This is a genomic window from Erythrobacter sp. S57(2025), from assembly GCF_057365055.1.
In genome coordinates this window covers 2,539,020-2,560,435 of record NZ_CP200299.1, presented here as the reverse complement: position 1 = coordinate 2,560,435, position 21,416 = coordinate 2,539,020, and the positions used below count along the sequence as shown (strand labels likewise).

At 59.1% G+C, this 21,416-nt stretch carries 23 protein-coding genes; 15 read left to right on the top strand and 8 right to left on the bottom strand.

Annotation, left to right across the window (positions count from 1 at the left end):
• From AC0V6N_RS12210 to AC0V6N_RS12195, 4 genes are all read left to right on the top strand, one after another.
• Nucleotides 1–1,347: a phosphotransferase gene (locus tag AC0V6N_RS12210; protein ID WP_486171819.1), complete on the top strand. Its 1,347-nt coding sequence runs from the start codon at nt 1–3 to the stop codon at nt 1,345–1,347.
• 135 nt (nt 1,348–1,482) lie between these two features.
• A complete protein-coding gene (locus tag AC0V6N_RS12205) occupies nt 1,483–2,769 on the top strand; it encodes an acyl-CoA dehydrogenase family protein (RefSeq protein ID WP_486171818.1) in 1,287 nt (428 codons plus the stop codon).
• Between the two features lie 110 nt (nt 2,770–2,879).
• Nucleotides 2,880–3,077, top strand: a complete 198-nt coding sequence (locus tag AC0V6N_RS12200; RefSeq protein ID WP_486171817.1) for a hypothetical protein — start codon at nt 2,880–2,882, stop codon at nt 3,075–3,077.
• Nucleotides 3,078–3,136: 59 nt separating this feature from the next.
• The gene (locus tag AC0V6N_RS12195; protein ID WP_486171816.1) at nt 3,137–6,403 is read left to right on the top strand and encodes an amidohydrolase family protein; all 3,267 of its coding nucleotides are present in this window, start codon (nt 3,137–3,139) and stop codon (nt 6,401–6,403) included.
• Between the two features lie 26 nt (nt 6,404–6,429).
• Here AC0V6N_RS12195 and AC0V6N_RS12190 read toward each other — a convergent pair whose 3' ends face one another.
• The 6 genes from AC0V6N_RS12190 to AC0V6N_RS12165 all read right to left on the bottom strand — a co-directional run bounded on the left by AC0V6N_RS12190 (nt 6,430) and on the right by AC0V6N_RS12165 (nt 11,819).
• Entirely contained in the window at nt 6,430–7,173 is a 744-nt protein-coding gene (locus tag AC0V6N_RS12190; RefSeq protein ID WP_486171815.1) for a sigma-70 family RNA polymerase sigma factor, read from the bottom strand.
• Nucleotides 7,170–9,278, bottom strand: a complete 2,109-nt coding sequence (locus AC0V6N_RS12185) for a flagellar biosynthesis protein FlhA (RefSeq protein WP_486172485.1) — start codon at nt 9,276–9,278, stop codon at nt 7,170–7,172. The genes AC0V6N_RS12190 and AC0V6N_RS12185 overlap by 4 nt, the downstream gene beginning before the upstream one ends.
• 59 nt (nt 9,279–9,337) lie before the next feature.
• A complete protein-coding gene (locus tag AC0V6N_RS12180) occupies nt 9,338–10,390 on the bottom strand; it encodes a transglycosylase SLT domain-containing protein (protein WP_486171814.1) in 1,053 nt (350 codons plus the stop codon).
• 149 nt (nt 10,391–10,539) lie between these two features.
• Nucleotides 10,540–10,878: a flagellar protein FlgN gene (locus AC0V6N_RS12175; protein ID WP_486171813.1), complete on the bottom strand. Its 339-nt coding sequence runs from the start codon at nt 10,876–10,878 to the stop codon at nt 10,540–10,542.
• Complete coding sequence (locus AC0V6N_RS12170; RefSeq protein ID WP_486171812.1) at nt 10,875–11,180, bottom strand: flagellar biosynthesis anti-sigma factor FlgM; 306 nt, start codon at nt 11,178–11,180, stop codon at nt 10,875–10,877. Before AC0V6N_RS12170 ends, AC0V6N_RS12175 begins: the two co-directional genes overlap by 4 nt.
• A 90-nt stretch (nt 11,181–11,270) precedes the next feature.
• Entirely contained in the window at nt 11,271–11,819 is a 549-nt protein-coding gene (locus AC0V6N_RS12165; RefSeq protein ID WP_486171811.1) for a flagella basal body P-ring formation protein FlgA, read from the bottom strand.
• 180 nt (nt 11,820–11,999) lie between these two features.
• Between AC0V6N_RS12165 and AC0V6N_RS12160 the strand changes: the two genes are divergently transcribed.
• Entirely contained in the window at nt 12,000–13,028 is a 1,029-nt protein-coding gene (locus tag AC0V6N_RS12160; RefSeq protein ID WP_486171810.1) for a GGDEF domain-containing protein, read from the top strand.
• 2 nt (nt 13,029–13,030) lie between these two features.
• On the opposite strand, the gene AC0V6N_RS12155 is transcribed toward AC0V6N_RS12160, so the two are convergent.
• Both AC0V6N_RS12155 and AC0V6N_RS12150 read right to left on the bottom strand, forming a co-directional pair.
• Nucleotides 13,031–13,450, bottom strand: a complete 420-nt coding sequence (locus AC0V6N_RS12155; RefSeq protein WP_486171809.1) for a hypothetical protein — start codon at nt 13,448–13,450, stop codon at nt 13,031–13,033.
• Entirely contained in the window at nt 13,447–14,124 is a 678-nt protein-coding gene (locus tag AC0V6N_RS12150) for a MotA/TolQ/ExbB proton channel family protein (RefSeq protein ID WP_486171808.1), read from the bottom strand. The genes AC0V6N_RS12155 and AC0V6N_RS12150 overlap by 4 nt, the downstream gene beginning before the upstream one ends.
• Before the next feature lie 240 nt (nt 14,125–14,364).
• On the opposite strand from AC0V6N_RS12150, the gene flgB reads away from it, so the two are divergent.
• From flgB to AC0V6N_RS12100, 10 genes are read left to right on the top strand one after another with little or no spacing between them, the layout of a single operon-like run.
• On the top strand, nt 14,365–14,718 hold the full coding sequence (flgB, locus tag AC0V6N_RS12145) for a flagellar basal body rod protein FlgB (RefSeq protein ID WP_486171807.1): 354 nt from the start codon (nt 14,365–14,367) through the stop codon (nt 14,716–14,718).
• Between the two features lie 2 nt (nt 14,719–14,720).
• The gene (flgC, locus tag AC0V6N_RS12140) at nt 14,721–15,131 is read left to right on the top strand and encodes a flagellar basal body rod protein FlgC (RefSeq protein WP_486171806.1); all 411 of its coding nucleotides are present in this window, start codon (nt 14,721–14,723) and stop codon (nt 15,129–15,131) included.
• A gap of 2 nt (nt 15,132–15,133) precedes the next feature.
• Nucleotides 15,134–15,490, top strand: coding sequence for a flagellar hook assembly protein FlgD (locus tag AC0V6N_RS12135; protein ID WP_486171805.1), 357 nt, complete (start codon nt 15,134–15,136; stop codon nt 15,488–15,490).
• A gap of 45 nt (nt 15,491–15,535) precedes the next feature.
• Complete coding sequence (locus tag AC0V6N_RS12130; protein WP_486171804.1) at nt 15,536–16,348, top strand: flagellar hook-basal body complex protein; 813 nt, start codon at nt 15,536–15,538, stop codon at nt 16,346–16,348.
• 22 nt (nt 16,349–16,370) lie between these two features.
• Nucleotides 16,371–17,114 (top strand): flagellar basal body rod protein FlgF, encoded by a 744-nt coding sequence (locus AC0V6N_RS12125; RefSeq protein WP_486171803.1) that lies wholly within the window; start codon nt 16,371–16,373, stop codon nt 17,112–17,114.
• Between the two features lie 42 nt (nt 17,115–17,156).
• On the top strand, nt 17,157–17,948 hold the full coding sequence (flgG, locus tag AC0V6N_RS12120; RefSeq protein ID WP_486171802.1) for a flagellar basal-body rod protein FlgG: 792 nt from the start codon (nt 17,157–17,159) through the stop codon (nt 17,946–17,948).
• A gap of 8 nt (nt 17,949–17,956) precedes the next feature.
• A complete protein-coding gene (locus tag AC0V6N_RS12115) occupies nt 17,957–18,640 on the top strand; it encodes a flagellar basal body L-ring protein FlgH (protein ID WP_486171801.1) in 684 nt (227 codons plus the stop codon).
• Nucleotides 18,640–19,743, top strand: coding sequence for a flagellar basal body P-ring protein FlgI (locus AC0V6N_RS12110; RefSeq protein WP_486171800.1), 1,104 nt, complete (start codon nt 18,640–18,642; stop codon nt 19,741–19,743). Before AC0V6N_RS12115 ends, AC0V6N_RS12110 begins: the two co-directional genes overlap by 1 nt.
• A complete protein-coding gene (locus AC0V6N_RS12105; RefSeq protein WP_486171799.1) occupies nt 19,740–20,039 on the top strand; it encodes a rod-binding protein in 300 nt (99 codons plus the stop codon). The genes AC0V6N_RS12110 and AC0V6N_RS12105 overlap by 4 nt, the downstream gene beginning before the upstream one ends.
• A complete protein-coding gene (locus tag AC0V6N_RS12100; RefSeq protein ID WP_486171798.1) occupies nt 20,039–21,397 on the top strand; it encodes a flagellar hook-associated protein FlgK in 1,359 nt (452 codons plus the stop codon). The genes AC0V6N_RS12105 and AC0V6N_RS12100 overlap by 1 nt, the downstream gene beginning before the upstream one ends.
• Nucleotides 21,398–21,416 lie beyond the last annotated feature (19 nt).

Genomic DNA, 21,416 nt, shown 5'->3' with positions numbered 1-21,416 from the left:
ATGGGGGACGCGAGCGTCAATGATCTGTTAGAGGGGCTGGCGCGTATCTGCGAGCGCGCGGGCCTCTCGCCACCCTCAAATCTGGAGCGTCTGACCGGCGGCGCGACCATGGAAAGCTGGCGGTTTGAGGCGGGTGGCGAGCTACACGTCCTGCGCCGCGCCCCTTCGCTCGATTTCATGAACGACCGCCCTTTTGGGCACGATGTTGAAGCGGCAGTAATCCGTGCAGCGGGTGCAGCAGGAGTGACCGCCCCGCGAGTGGTGGCAGAACTGTTGCCAGACGACGGCATCGGCTCAGGCTTTGTGATGGAGGCGCTGCCCGGCACGCCCAATCCCAAGCAGATCCTCGAAATGGAAGAGCCGGACGGGCTGCTGAAACAGGCCGCGTGCGACTTGGCGCGCATTCATTCAGTTACGCGCGAGGATGTGCCCGCGAGCGTTCCGGTAATGAACTACCGCGAAGCTATCGCCGACCTCAAAGCGCAATTCGAAGAAGCAGGCGGCGACCGTCCAATCATCGCGCTTGGCTTGAAATGGATGGAGGACAATCGTCCGGATGAGTGCGAGCCAGTGCTCAATCACGGCGATTATCGCATGGGCAATCTTCTGGCTGAGAATTCGCGGCTAACGGGCGTGCTCGATTGGGAACTGGCGCATTTTGGTGACCGGCATGAGGATTTGGCCTTCGGCTGCATGGCCGTGTGGCGTTTCCACCGATATGACCGGCCCGCTCTAGGTCTGGGAAGTCTCGAAGACTACTTCGCCGCATACGAAGCCGAAGCAGGTGTAGAAGTTGACCGCAACCGCTTCCGCTACTGGCTAATCCACCGCACCGTCTGGTGGGCGCTCGGCTGCCTGCGCATGGCGAAAATCTGGCGCTCAGGCGAAGATCGGATGCTGGAGCGCGTGGTGATCTCGCGGCGGACCAGCGAGCAGGAGCTCGATCTGCTGATGCTGTTGGAGGAGGATGCGCCCCGGCGTGAGCGCAAGAGGAAGCCACCACAAAGATTTGGTGGTAGTCTGGTGACCAAAGGTGAAGCAAACATAGAAGAGATTGCTGCGGCGATATCCGACTGGCTCGCTTCTGTTAAGCATCGCATGGAAGGGCATGATCGATTCCAGTTGGCTGTGGCCCGCAATGCCTTAGGAATAATCGGACGCGAACTGCACATGGAGTTCTCGGGTATAGATGGGGAAGACCTCTCTGAGGACTTCCTTTCCGGCCAGCTGTCTGTTGCAGACAAGGGCCTGTTAGCGAAACTGAAGTTTGATGCGATGGAACATGTCGCAGTTGATTCCCCCAAATACCCCGCCCTAGCCGTGGCGCGTGAGCGTTGGCTGCAATAAGGTCATACACTCCTCCGTTCGTCCTGAGCTTGTCGAAGGACGCGCTCAAGACTTCGCGCCAAAGCATAGTCAATGTCGCGGCTGCCCTTCGACAGGCTCAGGGCGAACGGTTATTGGTGGTTTAGGAGAGACTAAATGGACTTCGCAATTCCCGCTGATCTTCAGGCTTATCTCGATGAACTTGACGCTTTTATCGAAGCTGAGATTAAGCCGCTCGAAGCGCAGGACGACAATATCCGCTTCTTCGACCACCGCCGCGAATATGCGCGCACGGATTTCGAAGCGGGCGGGTTGCCGCGCGCAGAGTGGGAAGAGCTGCTCAAGGAAGCCACAAGGCGCGCTGACGCCGCAGGCCATTGGCGCTTTTCCGCACCCAAGGAGTATGGCGGCAAGGACGGCTCAAACCTCTGGATGGCGGTCATCCGAGAGCATTTTGCGCGCCAAGGTTTGGGCCTGCACAATGACCTCCAAAACGAGCATTCCATTGTCGGCAACTTCCCCTTTGTCGCCATGTTCGATCAATGGGGCACTGAGGAGCAGAAAGAAGAGTTCATCCTCGGCGGTTTCAACCGAGAGCGCCGGGTCGCCTTTGGCCTGACCGAAGCGAACCACGGCTCTGACGCCACTCATATGGAAACCCGCGCGGTTCGCGAAACCCGCGACGGGGTCCATGGCTGGCTGATCAATGGCGAGAAGATGTGGATCACCGGCATGCATGTCGCCACGCATTGCGCGATGTTTGCGCGCACCGCTGGCGATGATGGGAAGGCGTCCGGGATCACCTGCTTCCTCGTCCCCAATCCCACACAAGGACTGGAGATCGAGGAGTGGATGTGGACCTTTAACATGCCCACGGATCATCCACGGCTTTCAGTCAAAGACGTTTGGGTGCCTGATTGCGCAATCCTAGGTGTTGAAGGTCGCGGGCTCGCTCTGGCGCAAAGCTTCGTCCACCAGAACCGCATCCGTCAGGCGGCGAGTTCCTGCGGCGCCGCGATGTTCTGCATTGATGAGAGCGTCAAATATGCGCGGCAACGCAAACCCTTTGGCGAGGCGCTCTCCAAGAACCAGGGCATCCAGTTCCCGCTGGTTGAGCTTGCGACACAGGCCGAGATGCTGCGCTTGCTTATCTTCAAGACCGCGTGGGAGATGGACAATATGCCGCATGAGGAGATTGAGCGCACGATCAGCGACAAGGTCTCCATGTGCAATTACTGGGCGAACCGGCTGGTGTGCGAGGCCGCCGACCGTGCGATGCAGGTTCATGGCGGCATCGGCTATTCGCGGCATAAACCCTTCGAACACATCTACCGCCACCACCGCCGCTACCGCATCACCGAAGGCGCGGAAGAGATCCAGATGCGCAAAGTGGCGGCGTATTTGTTTGGCTATTTGGGACCGAAGAAGGGAGCGATGGGGTGAGTTTTCCCGGTTCGAAATCTTCTGCTCGCGCCAAACGCAGGCGGTCAATTGCGCTATGCTTCGCATGGATAGGCGCGATGCTGGCGTATCACTTAATGTCGAGCCACATCATGAGCGATCCGAAGTATGCAGTTTGCCGCGCTGATCGAGTCTATGAAATCGACCTCAAAGGCGAAAACTATTGCGTAGAGTTCGCAGCGGCAGCGTTTCACTATGCGCTTGCTGCGTTCGTAGTCGTGGCGGTGATCGGCGCAATTGCTTTCATTTTCGTCCGTTGGGTTAAGCGAAAGCGAGAAGACGCGCGCTGAACCCCTAGCAATAATATTTCACCCCGCTAGTCTCCCGTTCCAACACAGGGAGACTTCGAATGCGCCGTTTCACATCCATTCTGCTCGCAGGTTCTATGCTTGCCGCACCCACCATCGCTTATGCCGATGACGAAGAGGGTTGGGATGTCGAAGCGCCGCGTGGGGCCGCTATCGAACAGGTGCCGATTGAGACCGACGAAGGCACTTGGATGGATGTCGATGTCTCGCCCGATGGCACGACGCTCGCCTTTAATGTGCTGGGCGATATCTACACGATGCCGATCGGCGGTGGGGAACCAAGGCGCATTGCTGAAGGGCTAAGCTGGGAAGTTCAGCCGCGTTTCTCTCCTGATGGCTCGCGCATTGCCTACACCTCGGATCGCGGGGGCGGTGACAATATCTGGGTGATGAATGTCGATGGCTCTGACAAGCAGCAGGTGACTGAGGAGAGCTTCCGCCTTCTCAATCAGCCGAGCTGGTCGCCTGATGGTCGCTTTATCATTGCGAAGAAGCACTTCACCACATCGCGCAGCGCCGGGACGGGTGAGATCTGGATGTATCACGTCTCTGGCGGAGGCGGCGTTGCGATTGTTGAGCGGCCCAATCCGCAGCAGCAAAAGGAGCTGGGCGAACCTGTCTTCACCCCTGAGGGCGACGCGATTTACTACACGCGTAACACGACGCCGGGAAACACCTTTATCTACGCGCAGGATAGCCAGTCAGGCATCTTTGCAATCGAGCGCCGCGATCTGGAAACGGGCGAAGTGACCACGGCAGTCGATGGCTATGGCGGTGCGGTTCGCCCGACACCTTCGCCAGATGGTCGCGAGCTTGCCTTTGTGCGCCGCTTTGAAGATCGCAGCCAATTGTGGGTGAAGGAATTTGCGAGCGGGCGCGAGCGGATGATTTACGACGCGCTCGACCTTGATCTGCAAGAGACCTGGGCGGTGTACGGCGTCTATCCGAATATGGATTGGACGCCGGATAGCGCCTCGATTGTGTTCTGGGCGGGCGGCAAACTCAACCGCATTGATCGCGATGGATCGAACCATTCGGTGATCCTGTTCCAGATCGACGATACGCGCGGCATTGCCGATGCACCGCATCCGGTGATTGAGGTTTCGCCGGATCGTTTCACCACCAGCATGTCGCGCTTTGGCCAGCTTTCGCCCGATGGCACGCAAGTTGTGTTTGAAAGCCTTGGCCGTCTCTACACAAAATCCGCTCGGGGTCGCGATGCACCGCGTCCTTTGACCGGTGCTGCCGATGTGGTTGAGGCCTTCCCCGCGTATAGCCGCGATGGCTCTCAGATCGCTTACGTTGAGTGGACCGATGAGACGCTGGGCCGGATCATTGTAGCCGACGCTAATGGCCAGAACCCGCGCGTCATCACCAGTGAACCGGGCCATTTCGCCGACCTCGTTTGGTCGCCCGATGGTCAGCATATCGCGTATGAAAAGCGGGCCGGGGGCTATATGACCTCTGCGGAATATTCCGAGGATACGGGCATCTATATGGTGCCAATCTCTGGCGGCGATCCGATGCGCGTGAACCGCTCTGGTTCTAACCCTCAATTTGGTTCTGAAATCGACCGCATCTTTATGACGGCGAGCGAAGACGGTGGTCTCGCGCTTGTCTCCAGTGATCTCAATGGCGAAGCGCGTCGCACCATTGTCAAAGGCGATCTCGCGAGCGATTTCCGCGTTGCCCCCGATGGACGCACGGTGGCTTTCCGGCAGAACTATGAGGTCTTCGCCATGCCGCTGATCCCGGGCGGGCAAGCGGTTAGCGTGAGCGAAAATGGTAGCGCTCTGCCAATCACCCAGGTCTCAACCGGAGGCGCAGACTATATTGGCTGGGCAAACGGGGGCGAGACGGTGTTCTGGTCGATCGGGCCAGAGCTGATGCGCGCCGATGTGTCCGATTTCTTCGCGAACGGTCCCGATGAAGACGAGGACGGCTACGAACCGCCCGAAAGCGGCATCTCAATGGCGATCACGGTTGAGGCGGATAAGCCCACCGGCACCACGGTCATCACTGGCGCGCGCATCCTGACAATGGCGGACGGGCTTGAGGCTACTGATCCCGGCGTGATTGCGAACGGTGTGATCGTGATTGAAGGGGACCGGATCGCCGCCATCGGTGCAGCGGGCGAAGTCGATGTGCCCGCAGACGCAACCATGGTCGATGCCAGTGGTAAAGTGATTATGCCCGGCCTTGTCGATGCGCATGCGCACGGGCCGCAAGGGGTGGGTGATTTCATCCCGCAGCAAAACTGGCGCATGGTCCAGTCGCTTGCAATGGGTGTGACGACCTTCCATGACCCGTCCAACGATGCGAGCCAAATTTTCGCCGCCGCTGAGCGTCAACGCGCTGGCCTGCTACTCGCCCCACGCATCTTCTCCACCGGGGAGATCATTTACGGCGCGAAGGCTCCGGGCTTCTTTGCCCGCGTGGATTCATACGAAGACGCGCTCGCCCATGTTCGCCGGATCGCGGCGCAGGGTGGCATCTCAGTCAAGAACTACAACCAGCCCCGACGTGAACAGCGCCAGATGGTCGCACGCGCAGCCGCAGAAGAGGGCATAATGGTCGTGGCCGAGGGTGGTTCGCTGTTCGGGATGGATATGAACCTGATCGCCGATGGCAACTCCACCATTGAGCACAATATTCCCGGCGATGTGATGTACGAAGATGTGTTGCAATTCTTCGGTCAATCAAACTCGAACTACACTCCGACTTTGAACGTCACCTATGGCGGTCTGGCGGGCGATCCATACTGGCGGCAAGCGACCAATGTGTGGGAGAACCCGCTTATGGTTCACACCCCGCCGCGCCTTCTCCTGGCGCAAACCGGGCGCCGCACAACCGCTCCAGAATGGGCGTTTGTCGACGATAATGCCGCGCGTGAGGCTCACAAAATCGCGCAGCGCGGGGTCGAGGTTTCCATCGGCGCGCACGGCCAGCAAGCAGGCGTTGATGCGCATTGGGAATTGTGGAGCTTTGCCCGTGGCGGCATGACGGCAACCGAGGCTCTGCGGGCAGGCACGATAGCGCCCGCGCGCTCGCTCGGCATGCAGGCGGATGTGGGCAGCCTAGAGGAAGGCAAGCTTGCTGACCTGTTGATCCTCTCCGCCGACCCAAGCGAGGATATCCGCAACTCCGACAAGATTGAGCGGGTGATGCAAGGCGGGCGGCTTTATGATGCTGTGACCATGAATGAGGTCGCAACCGGCACACGAGAGCGGCGCGCCTATTGGTGGGAAGGCACCGGAGCAGGCGGTTCAGAGGAAGCAACCCACGCAGCAGCCGCGCACGAGGACTAGGCTGTTTGGGACTAGGTTCTAACGGACTATGCCGCGTCTGTGGCCATCTCCGCCTCCATCGCTTTTCGCAGGTCTTTAAGGGCCTTTGCGCGAAGCTGATGGACGCGCGGGACGCTCACTTCGAGGACTTCTGCAATTTCGGTAAGGTTCAATTCCTCAACGAAGAACAATTGCAGCACCAGTTTAAGCCTATCCGGTAGGGCGGTCATTGCGGCCACCAAACGGTCGCGATCTTCCTGCCCGCAAAGCACTTCGAACGGGTCAGGATCGTCACTGGCAAAAGCGGTGTTGCTGTCATCATATTCTTCGTTGATCGAAGAAACGCTGATGCCGGAGCTTTCGATCTCGACCAGCTCGGTATCACTAATGCCAAGTGCTTCGGCGATTTCTGCGCGGCTTGGTTCCTGCCCCGTACGCTGGCGCACTTCCTCCACCGCTTTGCTGTAGCGCGCGCGTTTCTTTCGCGCGGTTCGAGTTTCGTTGAGCTGGCGGCGCAGCATGTCGATCATCGCCCCGCGCGCCCTGATTTTGGCATAGGCGGCAAAGCCGTCTTCGGTGGGGCCAGAATGCCGCTGTGCGCATTCGGTCAGGGCGACAATGCCGGCCTGGATCAAGTCCTCAACTTCCAATCCGTCATGGCCAGAGCCATAGATGTGCCAGGCCGCGCGGTGGACCATTGGCAGAAAGCGCCGCACGCGGTCCTCCACCTCCTCGCGGGAAGAGGCGCTGTAGGTTGCGGCATCTGCAAAACTGGCAGGATCGTGCTTCATGACGCTGGCATATGCATCGGCATGTCTTCAGCCTGAGCGGGCGCACCCCCACGTGTTTCTACGTGGTCTGGTCCCGGTGAGGGGAGCGCCTGAGGCTCGGAGCCGATCACGCCCACCACATCAACCGGCTGGGTTGCGGGCAATTCGTTGATAGATAGGACCAGACAGCGCTTGGCCCGCTGGCGCAGCAGGTTTGTGAGCGCGCGGCGTGCAGGCGGCTGCACAATTAGAGCGAGCGGAGCCTTTTGCTCTTCGATCATGGCGTTGATCCGGTCGGCGATCATGCTGCCACAATCGGGTTCGATCAGCGGCTGTCCGGTTGACGGGTCAACCATTCCGCCAAGGATCGCGCCTTCAAGCGCTGCGTCCAAAGTCACAACTCTCAGCCGCTCCCCGGGCCTTGAGATGCGCTGGATCAATCGCGCGCCCAAATCTGAGCGGACCTGATCAATCACCGCGTCAAATTCTTGTGTGGTCTGCAAGGCAAGCGCGAGGCTGGTGAGCAGAGGTTGGGGATGCGCAATGCCAATTCCATCAGCAATCAGCGCGCGGAATATGCGTGTAAGCGCTGCCAAGCTAAGCGGCTCGGGATGGACCGCCTCGATCAAGGCAGGCGCGCGGTCTTTGAGATCATCGATCAGAGCGCGGACTTCTTCTGGACCCAGCAATTGGTGGCTTTGTGCAAGCAGCTCTTGATTGGCATGGGTCGCGATAACCGTGCTAGGATCAACCGTTAGAAACCCTTCAGACACGGCGTGGTCTTTTGCCGATGGTTCTATCCACAGCGCGGGGCAATCAAAGCTGGGATCGCGAGTTGGCTCTCCGAGTAGGCCATGGCCGGGGCGCACTTCGCCCGTGTCGATCGCGAGCAATTTTGCAGGTTTGGCAATGCCTTGAGCGATGGGCAGCCCGCCTAGCAATACGCGATATTCATTGGCGCTCGCATCCAGGGAATCGCGAATGCGAAACTGGGGCAGGACAAAGCCCAAATCCCGGCTCAGCTGTTTGCGGATACCCGTGATACGGGTGAGCAGCGGCGCGCCTTTGCCCTCATCAACTAGGTGCACAAGACCATAGCCCAGCTCAAGTGTGATGAGTGTTTGGTCTGATACATCGGCAATGTCGATTGTGTCGGGTGACTTTTCTTGCGTCGGGGCTTCGATTTCCTCCGGCACATCGGCTTTGCTGCGCAAATTCCACCAGATCGCGCCCGCGATCCCGGCAGCGGGAAAGAAGATCATTTGCGGCATCGCAGGCACCATGCCGATCGCGGCCAGGATCAGGGCAACCGGCAGCCACCCGCGCGGATCGGAAAACTGCCCACCAATCTGCCCCGAAAGATCGCGCTTATCAGCGACGCGCGTGACGATCGCGGCAGCGGCAATGGAAAGCAGCAGCGCAGGGACCTGAGCGACCAGCGCGTCGCCCACGGCTAGCGTGATATACAGCTCACCCGCTTCGCCTGCAGAAAGGCCGTGACTGATCATACCCAGCGCAAATCCGGCGATGATGTTGACGCCAAGGATCAGCAAAGCGGCAATCGCATCGCCTTTCACGAATTTGGATGCACCATCCATTGAGCCGTAGAAATCGGCCTCCACAGTGACTTCGCGGCGGCGTTCGCGCGCTTCATCAGCGGTGATCAGGCCAGCGGCGATGTCGGCATCAATCGCCATCTGCTTGCCGGGAAGAGCATCGAGCACGAACCGTGCGGACACTTCAGAGACGCGGCCAGCGCCCTTGGTGATGACGATCATATTGATGATCAGCAGGATGCAGAACACGAACAGGCCAACAGCGAAATTGCCGCCGACAAGAAATTGACCAAAGCTTGCAATGATCTCTCCGGCTGCATCGCCGCCTTCGTGACCATTGACCAGAACGATACGCGTCGATGCGACATTGAGTGCGAGGCGCAAGAGGGTCGCGAACAAGAGCACGCTGGGGAAGGACGAGAAATCGAGCGGCGTGCGCGCATTGAGCGCCACCATCAGCACCGCCACTGCCACAGCGATGTTGAGGACGAAGAATACATCTAGCAGCCATGGCGGGATTGGCAGCACCATCAGCACAAACAGCGCAAAGATGCCGACCGGCAATGCCATGGCCGCAGGGGCAGCGCGCAGCCGTTCTATTATGGACGGTTGAGAGGCCGGGAAGCTGCTCACAGGCCAAGCGCCCGCAATTGATCATAGGCCCTGCGGATCTGCTGAGTGGATCGCTCGCTTGCGCCCAGATTGCCTGCCCCAAATGTGCTTTCAAGCATACGCGACATTGGTTCGCGCGAGGTTGCAGGCGCTAGGCTGAGCGGCGAGCTGCTTTCAATAGTTGGGCGATTGCGACCCGTCACAACTGGTGGGCTTTGCGGTGCGAAAACCGCCTCATCCGCGATCAGATAGGGCGCGCGTGTCGCAGCGCTTGGCAGGCCAATTGACGGCGGGGCGAGCGAAGCGGCGGCGTAATTTTCAAATCCTGAGACTTGCGAATTGGCGCGCGCGCGCTCCAGCTTACCGCTTAAGAACTCCATCACGCCTGCAAGGCTGCGCGGCGATCCATTGCGTTCGTAAAACACCGCCTGATTGGCCGCAGCCGGGCGGCGGAAAAGCGCATCGGCCCGCTGATCTGGATTATCCTGCATCGCGGATAAGAACCGACCTGCCCCGCCTGCGCCAAGGAAATGCGCAAGATACAGCTCATTATGTTCGGGTTGGCGGCCCAGGATTGGGGCGAGATGCGCACGGTTATCTTCTGCCAGCCCAGCTGCCATCAGCGAGGCAATCTGCGGATCATTGCGAAGGTCTAGGATCGCTTCGCGCGCTGCGGGGTCGGTGACATAGGCAGAGCCGCTTTGTGTGACCCCGATTTGCGAGGCCACTTCGCCAAGGCCAAAGCGCTCGCCATGGCGCTGCATTGTGTTCAGCCAAGTGCTTTCAATGAATTGGTACAGACCTGTCGCGCTTGAGGTGCGGGCCTGCGCGCGCGGGTTCATGGACGATTCCACCTGCGCCTGAGCCACCAGAAAATCGAAATCGATATCGGTTTGCTGCGCAGCGCTCGCTATTGCGGCCTCAACCGATGGAGTTGGTGCTGCGATCTGGCGGGAAGCGGGTGCGCGGGTCAGCGGCGTCCCAAACGCATCATGCACCTGTGCGGCGCGTTCAAACGCTGTGCGGATCCCGGCAGCAGGGGATGTTGAGGATAGTGGATTGTTGCTCACTTCGCGCGCCTGCCTTTCTTGCTGCTTTGCGACCCGTTCCGTTTCCCCTTGGGCATAACCAAAGGCAGGAGCGCATATTCGCAGGCAAGATCAGCAAGCGGCGTGCCAGAACCGCGGGTTTAGGTAGTCATGCGGATGGCCTGGAGGGCTTAGGCAAGCGCCGCATTGCTTGGTGCATAGGTATGCTGTGAGGCACCCATGGCCTCAAGCCGCGCGGTGACATTGGCCGCCAAAAGGTTGCGCACCCGCCGGTTTACATCGTTGAGCGCGCGCGCGGTTTTCACCAGCTCCAGTGTTTGCGTATCGAGCAGGCCGGGGCCAATCGGCGTAAGGATATCGCACAAGGCTTCTTTTTGATGAGCAGCGTCGAACAGCTCATCGGCATCCAGGGTGGCAAGCGCTTGCCGCTCTTGTTCCAAAACGGCAATCATTTGCCGTAGGTTTGCCGCTAAGGTGTCACCCTGCAATTGGGGCAGAGGGGGCGTCATCGCTGAACCTCATAGCTGAATTGTGCAGCGATCATCGCATCGGCGATTTGCGTTGGCACCAATGGGTAGCTGCCTTTGCGCAAGGCATCGCGAATTTCAGACACGCGGTCTTGGTTGACCGGCGGCTTCGCTGGATCGACGGCTGCGCTCACTTCGATTGATACGCCAGCATCGCTTGCCGCAGGCGAGGAAACGCCTGACGGACGCGCTGCTGTGCGCGGGTCAATCGGTGTACGGTCGGCTTCCGATAGAGCCCGGGGGCTCGCGACCGCCTGCAATTTGCTCAGTTCGAAAGAGGGCATGATGCGTCTCCAAGTGAATGTTCTGAAACCTTGAACGGCGATATCGAGAGGAGTTTAAGCCCTACGGTCGCATACATAGGTGGGCGAGGGTTATTGCGCTGGGATAATTGCAAGGCCCGGCCGCTCAATCTGGGCGCGGATAGGGGTGGCATTGCGCGATGTGCGCACGCCGATCCAATCGCCCAAAGCGCCATTTTCCAACGCTTCGCCCGATTGTTGCACACTAAAGCCACGCCCGCGCACTTGAACGGTAATGGGGTCTCCGCGCGTGACCACAGGGGTGGCCTCGGTGGCTTGTTGGGCAGGGTTGGTGGCAACGAAGATACGCCAGCTTTCCGGCCCAGCGCATGAAACCTGCACAGTGCTGCGATTGCGCCCGTACCAGCTGACTTCCAGCGGGCTTGCGCATCTGGCCAATCGCAATCGTCGATCTGCTGGCACCCGCGCTCCTCCAACTTCCCCGATTGCAACACCTGTAAAGGAGCCAACAACTCGGTCGATCTCTGCTGGATCGGTTATGTTTGAGGGTGGGTTCGATTGCGCAGAGGTGGCGACTGCCAATAGCGGCAGGCACGCAATAGCCGTGGCCGCGGCGATTAGGCGCAATTCGTGCCGCATCATTAGTTTGGGGGTGGTCAATTCAGGTCTCCTGATGATCAGTCTGAACCCACCAAAAGCAAGCTGCGTGCCATCTGGATCACTAGGTGTTTGCAACAGTGTCTGCGGTTCACGGTGATAAACCCGCGCCAGCTAAGGCGATGAGCAAAGAAAAAGACGACACCGGAGTTGCTCCCCATGAATGCGCCGTTCCAGCCGCCAATGGATATCACTAACAGCCGCGCGCATGCGGCCCGCGCTGAACTGCTTGATCGGATCAAGGAGTTCATCGCGAAGCACGATCTTAATGCGACAGGCAAGAACCTCGTCGCCATTTGCATGGCGCTTTCAGGTTCCAACGCTGCGCTGGCCCAAGCATTTGCGGAACGCGAGTATTCAGGTGAACCGATTGATCAACGTTGGCTCGATACGATCATAAGGCTGGATCCCGAAACGGGCGAGCGCATGAACGAACTTGAGCAGTTGATGGACCGGATGGAATATTCGCTGATGCGCTTTGGCCAGACTGCCAAGTCCGCGGCGGATGAAACGAGCGAACATCGCGGAGCCATTGATGCGCAGATTGCTGAAATGGCCTCGAAAAAACCGGAGAAATTTCCGGCTGGCGATGTCGACCGGGTGCTTGCCCTTTCACGCGCGATGGTTGAGCGGATTTGCCAGGTTGAAAGCGCGATGGAGCGCAGCCAGCAAGAAACCGAGCAATTGCGCGCCAGCCTTGCCAAGGCCCGCACGGAAGCGGATGTCGACCACCTTACCCGGCTGCCCAATCGGCGCAGTTTTGAACGTCGCTTGATAAGCGCTGCGCAACAGGCCCAGCAGACCAGCAACCCGCTTTGTGTCGCGTTTTGTGACGTCGATCATTTCAAGGCGATCAATGATAAGCATGGTCATGATGCCGGCGACCGGGTGTTGGTCGCGATTGCGAGCACATTGAATTCTGCCGCCAGCGACACTTGCTTTGTCGCGCGCCATGGTGGCGAGGAATTTGTGGTCTTGTTTTATGGCCTCGATCTGGATGACGCCATGCTCAAACTCGACGGTATCCGCCGCGCACAGTCAATGAAAACGATGATGAACCGCGAAAGTGGAAAGCCGTTTGGCAAGATAACCTTTTCAGCGGGCATTGCGAAAGTCGACGGGGTCAAAGACACGCGCGATGCGCTCGCCCGGGCAGACGCTGCTCTTTATGAGGCCAAAAACGCAGGACGCAATCGCATCGAGGTTGCATGACGTTATTCGGTGGTGACCATCGCATCATAGGCAAGGCTGGCATAAATATCGCTCGGCGATCCTAGCGTGATCACCACGCGCACATCGAATCCCTGGCCCCGTGCATCACTTGCAAGCGCCTGCGCGACCTCCCACACGGCACTGCGATCATCGGCTCCATGACTTGCAAAGATAGTCAGGGTAGCGCGCGAATCCGGGGCTTGCTCGCTCAACCAGTCTGAAATCGAAGGGCCAAACGGATCGGGTCTGTAAAGCGCCTGAGCCGAGGCAATGTCGGGTATTCGCGTTTCATCTTCGACTAGGGCAGAGGAGGGCGGATTGTCTGCCTCTCGCCCGGCAAGGGCCGTCAGCGTGACTAGGAACAGGATCAAGGACAGATCCGCGAGGATCAATTGCCACGAGTGAGCACGCCGCGTTCTCATGCTGCATCCCTGATTACCGACGGCAAATTGGAATGTGCAGCAGGCCGTTCACCTGTGACTTCGGCTTCAAAGAAGTCGATCAGCCGCGCGCGTGCGCATTCTTCGCTCTCACCGCGCCGCTCAATTGCACCTGCGAGCGGGACACAGATGAGGTTGGCTGTGAGTACACCGTAAAGCGAAGACAGCACAGCGGTTGCGACCCCGCTCATCATAACCTCGGTCGTGCTGTCGGCGCCGGTGGGTGTCAGCTGCGTGATTGCAAACAGAGTTCCCACCAGACCAAAAATCGGGGCGACTTCGCCTGCATAGTCGAACACGTGCATGGCTTGCCTGCGGGCAACTTCTCGCGCTGCTCGCTCGCCTCTTGATGCGACATGCAGCGCGTCGATGGAGCCACTTTTGCGATAGGCATTTACGAGCCGCGCAAGCGATCCGTCAGGCGGCAGCTGTGGGTCTGCACTGAGATGCCCGCGCCTGCGGATTTCGGGTGCGCAGCGCGCGATAGCAGCCCGGTTTGCGTCCTCATCAAAACGTGTTTGACCCAGCTTAGCAAGCGCACTGCCCGCAGCCCGCATGTCAGCAAATCCGCATCGCGCAATCGTTGCCAGCAGTGTGCCTGCCAGAACAACCACCAGCGCTTCTGCATCCAGCAAGGCGAGGTTCTGTGCTGGCATGATCTCTCCCGTAGACGCGCTGGCCGGATTTGGTTGGGCTTGCACGGATTAGAACGGTGCCACGGGCAATTGCTTAAGCGGGCAGGGCTTTGCCGGATGGCCTGCAATGGTTTGCCGCAACTCGGGGCAAATGGGGGTGAACACTGCTCATTTCAGGTGTTCGGCGGGTTTGGCACGCTTGCTGCAGAGATACGTGCGAACTCAATTCCACACGTTTCAATTCTGGAGCCAGTCGGACCCATGAACGAACAGATTTTTGGCATACACGGGGCAGCATTGGAGCTGCGATCGCAGCGAATGGGGGTGATAGCTTCCAATATCGCAAACGCAGCGACACCCGGTTTCAAAGCCCGCGATGTCGATTTCAACGCGGCGCTTGATGCGCGTCTTTCCGACATGCGCGGCATGCATGCCCCAGCGGGCGAGACCGAGCTTCTCTATCGTCTCCCGACCATGCCCAGCCTTGATGGCAACACGGTAGAGCTTGGCCGCGAACAGGTCGCCTTTGCCGAAAATGCGCTCGCCTACTCAGCCACACTCAGCTTCGTGCAGGGCAAGGTCAACACCATCACCCGCGCGCTGAAAGGAGAATAGGCATGCCTGACACTACTCGTCCCACACTCTTCTCCATGAGCCAGCAGGCGATGTCGGCGCAAATGGTGCGTATGAATGCGGCGACATCGAACCTCGCAAATGCCAGCACAGTCGCCTCCAGCGAGGCCGAAGCCTACCAACCTATCCGCGCTGTTTTTGCCGTTGAGCTTGACCGTGCAAGCGGCCTTTCAAGCGTGCGCAGCGATGGTTTGGTGCGCGCCGATGCGACGCCGACCAAGCGTTACGAACCCAGCAATCCGCTCGCCGATGAGACCGGCCATGTCTTTGTCGCTCCCGTCGATGAGAGCGCCGAGATGGTCGAAATCATGGAAAGCGCCCGCCAGTACCAGAACATGGTGCAAGCCCTTCAAACCGCAAAGCAGCTGATGCTCGAAACCCTCAGGAGCAATTGAATATGGAAATCTCTAACACTCAGCGAAACAGTCCGCTGCAAGACACGCTCAACCAATTGAACGCGCCATCGACACTGCAACGCCAAAGCGCGGCGGCGGCGCTCGATTCAGAGGATTTTTTGCGGCTGATGACGGCGCAATTGGCCAATCAGGACCCGCTAGAGCCGCAAAGCAATGAAGATATGGTCGCGCAATTGGCGCAATTCTCTTCGCTTGAGAATGAAACCGTCTCGCGTGCCACGCTGGCTGACATCTCTGACAAGCTGGACGCGCTGATCGCAGCTCAGGAACGCGCCAATGCCGCGGCTGAAGCTGCTGCCGCAAGTTCAGATGCAGCGCCGCCTCCGATCGCCGCTTAACTCTCCTCCCCCCACTAACTCCGAAACCAATCAAGGAACCCGACCATGTCTTTCTTCACTTCTCTTAGTGGCATGCGCAATGCAGAAACGGATCTGCGTGTGATCTCTAACAATATCGCCAACGCAGAAACTGCGGGCTTCAAGAAATCGAACGCACAGTTTGCCGATCTCGTTGCAACAGGCGGCAGCTCTGACCCGCGCACGTCGCCGGGAATTGGCGCGCGCGTGTCTGCAATCACGCAAGACTTCGGCCTTGGACAGCTCGAGCAGTCGGGGCGTGTGCTGGATGTGGCAGTGAATGGCGATGGCTTTCTGGTGACCGCTGATAGCGTCTCAGGTGACATCAAATTTACCCGCAATGGAAACCTGCAACTGGTCGCAAGTGGTGAATTGCAGAATGCCTTCGGTGACCGAATCCAAGCATTTCCTGTCGATGCTGCTGGCGTTCCAACCAGCACCGTGCCGGGTGACGTTGTGGTGCCCACCAACAATGCGGGCGGGGCTGCTCTCGCTAGCGTTTCGATCAACGCACAAGGCGTGATTGGTGCAACTTACACCGATGGCACGAACGAGCCGGTGGCCATGATTGCCTTGGCAACCTTTGCTGCAACAGGAGGTTTGCGCCCGATTGGTGAGACCAATTGGGAAGCCACTGTAAACTCCGGCACGCCTGAATATGGTCAACCAGGTATCGGCAATCTTGGCCAGTTGCTTAGCGGTTCGCTTGAACGATCAAACGTTGATCTTGCCGAAGAGATGGTTTCGCTGTTGACCGCTCAGCGTAATTTCCAGGCCAATGCTCGCGCCATCGATACCGCCACTGCGATTTCGCAGACGGTTCTGAACCTTCAGCGTTAACCGGCTGAGTTAGGACCGCGATATGGACCGCCTGATCTACACCGCGCTGACGGGCATGGATGCCGCCATGAACCGTCAGCGCGTGGTGGCGAACAATCTCGCCAATGCCTCGACTCCGGGTTTTCGGCAGGAGATATTCTCCGTCACCCCTGCAACTCTGCGCGATGGCTCTATCGAGGCGCGCGCGCTGGCGCGCGGTATGGTGCGTTCTGCCGATATGGGGCAGGCCGAGATTACGCGAACGGGAAAGCCGCTCGATATTGCGGTGCAAGGGGAAGCTCTAATTGCCTATTCGGCACCGGGTGGCGGCGAGATTTACTCGCGGCGCGGCGATTTGCGAATATCGGCCACGGGGTTGCTGGAAAATGGCGAAGGCTTGCCCGTTCTGGGCGAAGGCGGCGCGCCGATCACGGTGCCGGCAGGTTTTCAGATCAACATTGCGCAGGACGGCACAGTCACTGGCCTAGATACAGGCGAAGCAGGCGCAGAGGCTCAGCAGCTCGACCGGATCAAATTGGTTTCTGCAGAAGGCAGTCCGCTTGCCAAGGGGATCGACAGTTTCCTCAAAGTGCCAGGCGGCGGCGTCTTGCCTGCTGACCCCACAGCCAAGGTTATTCCGGGCGCATTAGAACAATCGAACGTCAAAACCGCAGCCACTTTGGTCGATATGATCGAAGCGCAGCGCGCCTTCGAACAGCGCGCCAAAGTCATCCAGACCGCTGGCCAGATCGACGAAGCAGGCGCGCGCTTGATGGGCATGAGCTGACGCTTGATGCTTACCCCAATTTTCAAAAGCAGGACTTAAATCATGCCAACTTCCGCCCTCCATGTCGCCCGTACTGGGCTCGAAGCGCAAGATGTGCGTATGCGCGTCATCGCCAACAATCTGGCCAATATCAGCACCGCCGGGTTCAAGCGTGATCGCCCTGATTTCGCGACACTTGCTTATCAAGAACAACGCGTTGCGGGCCAACAATCGACCAATCAGACCGCTTATGCCATCGGCCTCAATCTCGGGACCGGCGTACAGGTGCAAGGCACGACCCGGATCGACAGTCAGGGCACCCTCAACCAGTCCGGCAATGCGCTGGATCTGGCGCTTGATGGCAACGGCTTCTTTCAGGTCGAACTACCGCCGGGCGGACAGGTTGCCTATACTCGGGCAGGAAACTTCACCCTTTCTCCAGAGGGCAATCTGGTAACGGCGCAGGGCTATTCGGTTACCCCGCCGATCCAAATCCCTGCAAATTCGCAGAACGTGACCATTTCACCCGATGGCACGGTGAGCGCAACGCAACCGGGGCAAGCGGCGCCGGTGCAGGTGGGGCAGTTGCAAGTCGCAAGCTTTGCCAACCCTGCAGGCCTGCGCTCCATCGGCGATAATTTTCTCGTTGAAACCGCTGGCAGCGGACAGGCCGAAGTGGGCGCCGCCGGCCAACAAGGGCGCGGCCAAATCCGCCAAGGGATGCTGGAAGGCTCCAATGTCAGCGTCGTCGAAGAGCTGGTCGACATGATCGAAGCTCAGCGCGCCTATGAAATCAATTCCAAGATGGTGAGTGCAGTCGACGAAATGCTGCGCAACGCCAATCAGACTTTGTGAGGCCGATAATGCTAAAACTAAGCCGCCTCGCCCTTGTGTCCCTTGTCGCCTTGTCGCTGTCTGCCTGCCTTGGTGGCGGTGGTCGGCCAGAGATGAGCTTTGCCGCGCCGCCGCCGCCGCTTCAATCTGCTCCACCCGTCGGTGCAGGTGCAGAAAGCAAAGGCGCAATTTATCAGGCAAGCACTGGATATGCGCCGCTGATCGTTGGCAATCGTGCACGCGGGCTAGGCGATATGGTCACGATCCTGCTGCTCGAAAGCACCACCACATCCAAAAGCACTTCGGGCGATACCTCGCGCGATGGCAGTGCCTCGATCATCCCGCCCAGCGCAGGGATCTTCAGCTTCCTCAATCCCAATGCCCTTAATGCTTCAGCCGGAGGGTCGTTCTCAGGCAGCGGAAGCGCGGCGCAGCAAAGCCAACTGACAGGTTCTGTCACGGTCACGATCGCTGCGATCTATCCCAATGGGACCGCAGAGGTCGTCGGAGAAAAGCAAATGTCGCTGAGCCAGGGTGAAGAATGGGTCCAGTTTACTGGCCGCATCCGGCTGGTCGATATTGATGCCGACAACACATTGCCTTCATCGCGCGTTGCCAATGCGCGGGTCATTTATGGCGGCAGCGGCGCGGTTCAACAGGCCAGCCGTCCGGGCTGGCTGTCGCGCTTCTTCACAGCATTGTCGCCGTTCTGATGCGCCGGTTTGCTTTTCTCGCCGCGCTGATTGCGTTTATTGCCGCGCTGACCCCGGTTAGTGCCTCGGCGGAGCGTATTCGCGATCTCGGCCAGTTTGAAGGACTGCGTGCAAACCAGCTCACCGGCTACGGCGTTGTTGTTGGCCTGCAAGGGACCGGCGATGACAATCTCGCCTATGTAACAGAAGCTATGCGCGGGGTTTCCGGGCGGCTTGGGTTGCAATTGCCACCCGGCGTTAGCCCCAATCTGCGCAATGCCGCCGCCGTCATCATCACCGCTGAATTGCCTGCCTTTGCAAAGCCGGGGCAGCGGATCGACATCACTGTCTCAACGCTTGGCCAAGCGCGGTCCTTGCGCGGCGGGGCTTTGGTGCTCGCGCCGCTTTATGGTGCCGATGGCCAGGTCTATGCGATGGCGCAGGGCAATGTTGCGGTTGGCGGTTTGGGAGTGAGTGGCCGCGATGGTTCGCAGCTTACTGTGAATGTGACCACTGTGGGCCGGATCGCCGATGGGGCTACGGTTGAAAAGGCGGTTGCGACCGGCTTTGAGCAATCCTCATCGCTTCGCTTTAACCTGCACCAAGCCGATTTCCTGACGGCAAGCCGGGTTCGCGATGCTGTGAATGAACGCTATCCTGGCATGGCGAGCATTGCGGATGGGGTGAGCATTGAGCTTGCTCTGCCGTTTGGCAATGATCAGCGCGCGGCTGTTCTGGCCGATATTGAGATGTTAGCGGTAACGCCTGCGCCCGTTGCGGCCCGCGTGATCGTAAACTCGCGAACGGGCACGGTCGTTATCAACCAAGCGGTGCGGCTTGCGCCCGCTGCGATCAGTCACGGCAAGCTGGTAATCCGCATAGATGAGGCACCTCGCGTGGTTCAGCCTGAGCCGTTTGCTAATGGCGAAACGGCGGTTGAAGAGAACACCGAAATCACGGTCGAACAAATCGATAGCCGTGTGGCGCTGTTTCCAGGAGCGGCGAACTTGAGCGAGATTGTCGATGCGCTGAACCTGCTGGGTGTGGGCGCGTCTGATCTGGTCGTAATCCTCGAAAGCTTAAAGCAGGCTGGCGCGTTGCAAGCCGAAATGGTTGTCCTGTGATCCCATCGGTCCGTCCCACTGGCGCTGCGCAAACCACCGGGCTGAGCCCCCAACGCCAAGCCTTGCGCGAAGCCGCGCAAGGTTTTGAGGCGATCATGGTCCGCCGCATGCTGGAAGCGGCGCGCGCTGCCAGCTTTGCAGAGGACACGCCGCTAACCGGCGGCGGCCTCAAACAGTTTGAGCAAATGCGTAATGAACACTTTGCCGAACTTGCCTCGCGGTCGGGCGCATTCGGGTTTGCACGGAGTATCGAGGAACAGCTTGCTCAATTCGTTGCCGGTAATGAGGACCCATAATGACCAGCTCTCTCATCACCATTGGCCGCTCAGGTGCGGCAGCCGCGCGGGCTCAGATCGAGCTAACCGCGCAGAATATCGCCAATGCGTCGAACCCGGACTATGTCCGGCGTACGTTGAGCGTCACCGAGTACACCGCCACCGCAACGATTGATTTTCAAACGCGCGGCACACTGAGCGGTGTCCGGATTGGCGGGGTACAGCGCGCCAATAGCGAATTGATCCAGCGACAGGCGCGCGACAGCGCATCGGATTTGGCCCGCGCTGAAGCTGAATTGACCGGTATGCGCGATGCGGAAACTGCCCTCGAAAATACGGGGCTCTATCGCAGCCTTATCGACTTTGAAGCCTCACTAACTCTGCTAGAAAGTGATCCGACCGATCCCGCCTTGCGCTCTGGCGCGATTGAGACCGCGCGGCAAATGGCGTTGACGTTCCAGTTTGCTGATACGTCTTTGAACAATTCGCGCGCTCTGGTCGAAGCGGATGTGGGCGTCGGCGTGGAACTGGTAAATGGCGCAGCGGTTGAGTTGGCGCGGATCAATCAGGAATTGTCGAACGCGCGTGATGGCACCGCCGCGCAAGCCTCTTTGCTCGACGCGCGCGATGCGACTCTGCGCGATATTGCCGCTGAATTCGGTACGGTCGTGACATTTGATGATCGTGGCCGGGCAGAAGTGCGGCTTGAGGCCAACCCTCCTCCAGCGGGCGAGACCGGCGTTTTGTTGGTATCAGGTGTCACGGCAAATACTGTGAGCGCAAGTGTGGCTGCCGATGGCACGACCACAATTGATGTCGACGGAAACTCATTTGCGCCCGTTAGTGGAGCAATGGCAGGGCGCGCCTCATCATTGGTCGATATTGCTTCGCGTCAGGCTGACTTGAACGCTGCGGCTCTTGCCACGATCACCCGTGCCAATGCAGCGCAAAGCTCAGGTGTGGCACTGGATGGAACAACTGGCCAACCGCTTTTCTCAGGCACCGATGCGTCGGATATCACTTTGGTTCTGGAAGATGGATCGGGACTGGCACTTGCCGCCGCGGGGTCTCCACCGGGCAGCCGCGACACTGGCAATTTGAGCGGTTTGATCGCGGCCTTTGGCGCAGATGACGGGCCAATCGCTGCGATTGACCGCACTTTACTCACGCTTTCGAGCCGTATCGCAGGGCTAGAAACAACACGCGAAGGACTGGCGATTATCAATGCCAGCGCAGAAGCGGAATTGCTCACGGAAACAGGGGTCGATCTTGATACCGAAGCCGCCAACCTCATCCGCCTGCAACAGGCATTCGAGGCCAATAGCCGCGTGATGCAGGTCGCGACCGATCTGTTTGACACCATCCTTGGCCTGCGTTGATCTTGAAGGAGCTTAGAAT

Bases quoted from the DNA above. Each gene is read 5' to 3' on its own strand.
- AC0V6N_RS12210 (WP_486171819.1), top strand. From the start codon at position 1: ATGGGGGACGCGAGCGTCAATGATCTGTTAGAGGGGCTGGCGCGTATC.
- AC0V6N_RS12205 (WP_486171818.1), top strand. From the start codon at position 1,483: ATGGACTTCGCAATTCCCGCTGATCTTCAGGCTTATCTCGATGAACTT.
- AC0V6N_RS12200 (WP_486171817.1), top strand. From the start codon at position 2,880: ATGAGCGATCCGAAGTATGCAGTTTGCCGCGCTGATCGAGTCTATGAA.
- AC0V6N_RS12195 (WP_486171816.1), top strand. From the start codon at position 3,137: ATGCGCCGTTTCACATCCATTCTGCTCGCAGGTTCTATGCTTGCCGCA.
- AC0V6N_RS12190 (WP_486171815.1), bottom strand. From the start codon at position 7,173: ATGAAGCACGATCCTGCCAGTTTTGCAGATGCCGCAACCTACAGCGCC.
- AC0V6N_RS12185 (WP_486172485.1), bottom strand. From the start codon at position 9,278: ATGGCATTGCCGGTCGGCATCTTTGCGCTGTTTGTGCTGATGGTGCTG.
- AC0V6N_RS12175 (WP_486171813.1), bottom strand. From the start codon at position 10,878: ATGACGCCCCCTCTGCCCCAATTGCAGGGTGACACCTTAGCGGCAAAC.
- AC0V6N_RS12170 (WP_486171812.1), bottom strand. From the start codon at position 11,180: ATGCCCTCTTTCGAACTGAGCAAATTGCAGGCGGTCGCGAGCCCCCGG.
- AC0V6N_RS12160 (WP_486171810.1), top strand. From the start codon at position 12,000: ATGGATATCACTAACAGCCGCGCGCATGCGGCCCGCGCTGAACTGCTT.
- AC0V6N_RS12155 (WP_486171809.1), bottom strand. From the start codon at position 13,450: ATGAGAACGCGGCGTGCTCACTCGTGGCAATTGATCCTCGCGGATCTG.
- AC0V6N_RS12150 (WP_486171808.1), bottom strand. From the start codon at position 14,124: ATGCCAGCACAGAACCTCGCCTTGCTGGATGCAGAAGCGCTGGTGGTT.
- flgB (WP_486171807.1), top strand. From the start codon at position 14,365: ATGAACGAACAGATTTTTGGCATACACGGGGCAGCATTGGAGCTGCGA.
- flgC (WP_486171806.1), top strand. From the start codon at position 14,721: ATGCCTGACACTACTCGTCCCACACTCTTCTCCATGAGCCAGCAGGCG.
- AC0V6N_RS12135 (WP_486171805.1), top strand. From the start codon at position 15,134: ATGGAAATCTCTAACACTCAGCGAAACAGTCCGCTGCAAGACACGCTC.
- AC0V6N_RS12130 (WP_486171804.1), top strand. From the start codon at position 15,536: ATGTCTTTCTTCACTTCTCTTAGTGGCATGCGCAATGCAGAAACGGAT.
- AC0V6N_RS12125 (WP_486171803.1), top strand. From the start codon at position 16,371: ATGGACCGCCTGATCTACACCGCGCTGACGGGCATGGATGCCGCCATG.
- flgG (WP_486171802.1), top strand. From the start codon at position 17,157: ATGCCAACTTCCGCCCTCCATGTCGCCCGTACTGGGCTCGAAGCGCAA.
- AC0V6N_RS12115 (WP_486171801.1), top strand. From the start codon at position 17,957: ATGCTAAAACTAAGCCGCCTCGCCCTTGTGTCCCTTGTCGCCTTGTCG.
- AC0V6N_RS12110 (WP_486171800.1), top strand. From the start codon at position 18,640: ATGCGCCGGTTTGCTTTTCTCGCCGCGCTGATTGCGTTTATTGCCGCG.
- AC0V6N_RS12100 (WP_486171798.1), top strand. From the start codon at position 20,039: ATGACCAGCTCTCTCATCACCATTGGCCGCTCAGGTGCGGCAGCCGCG.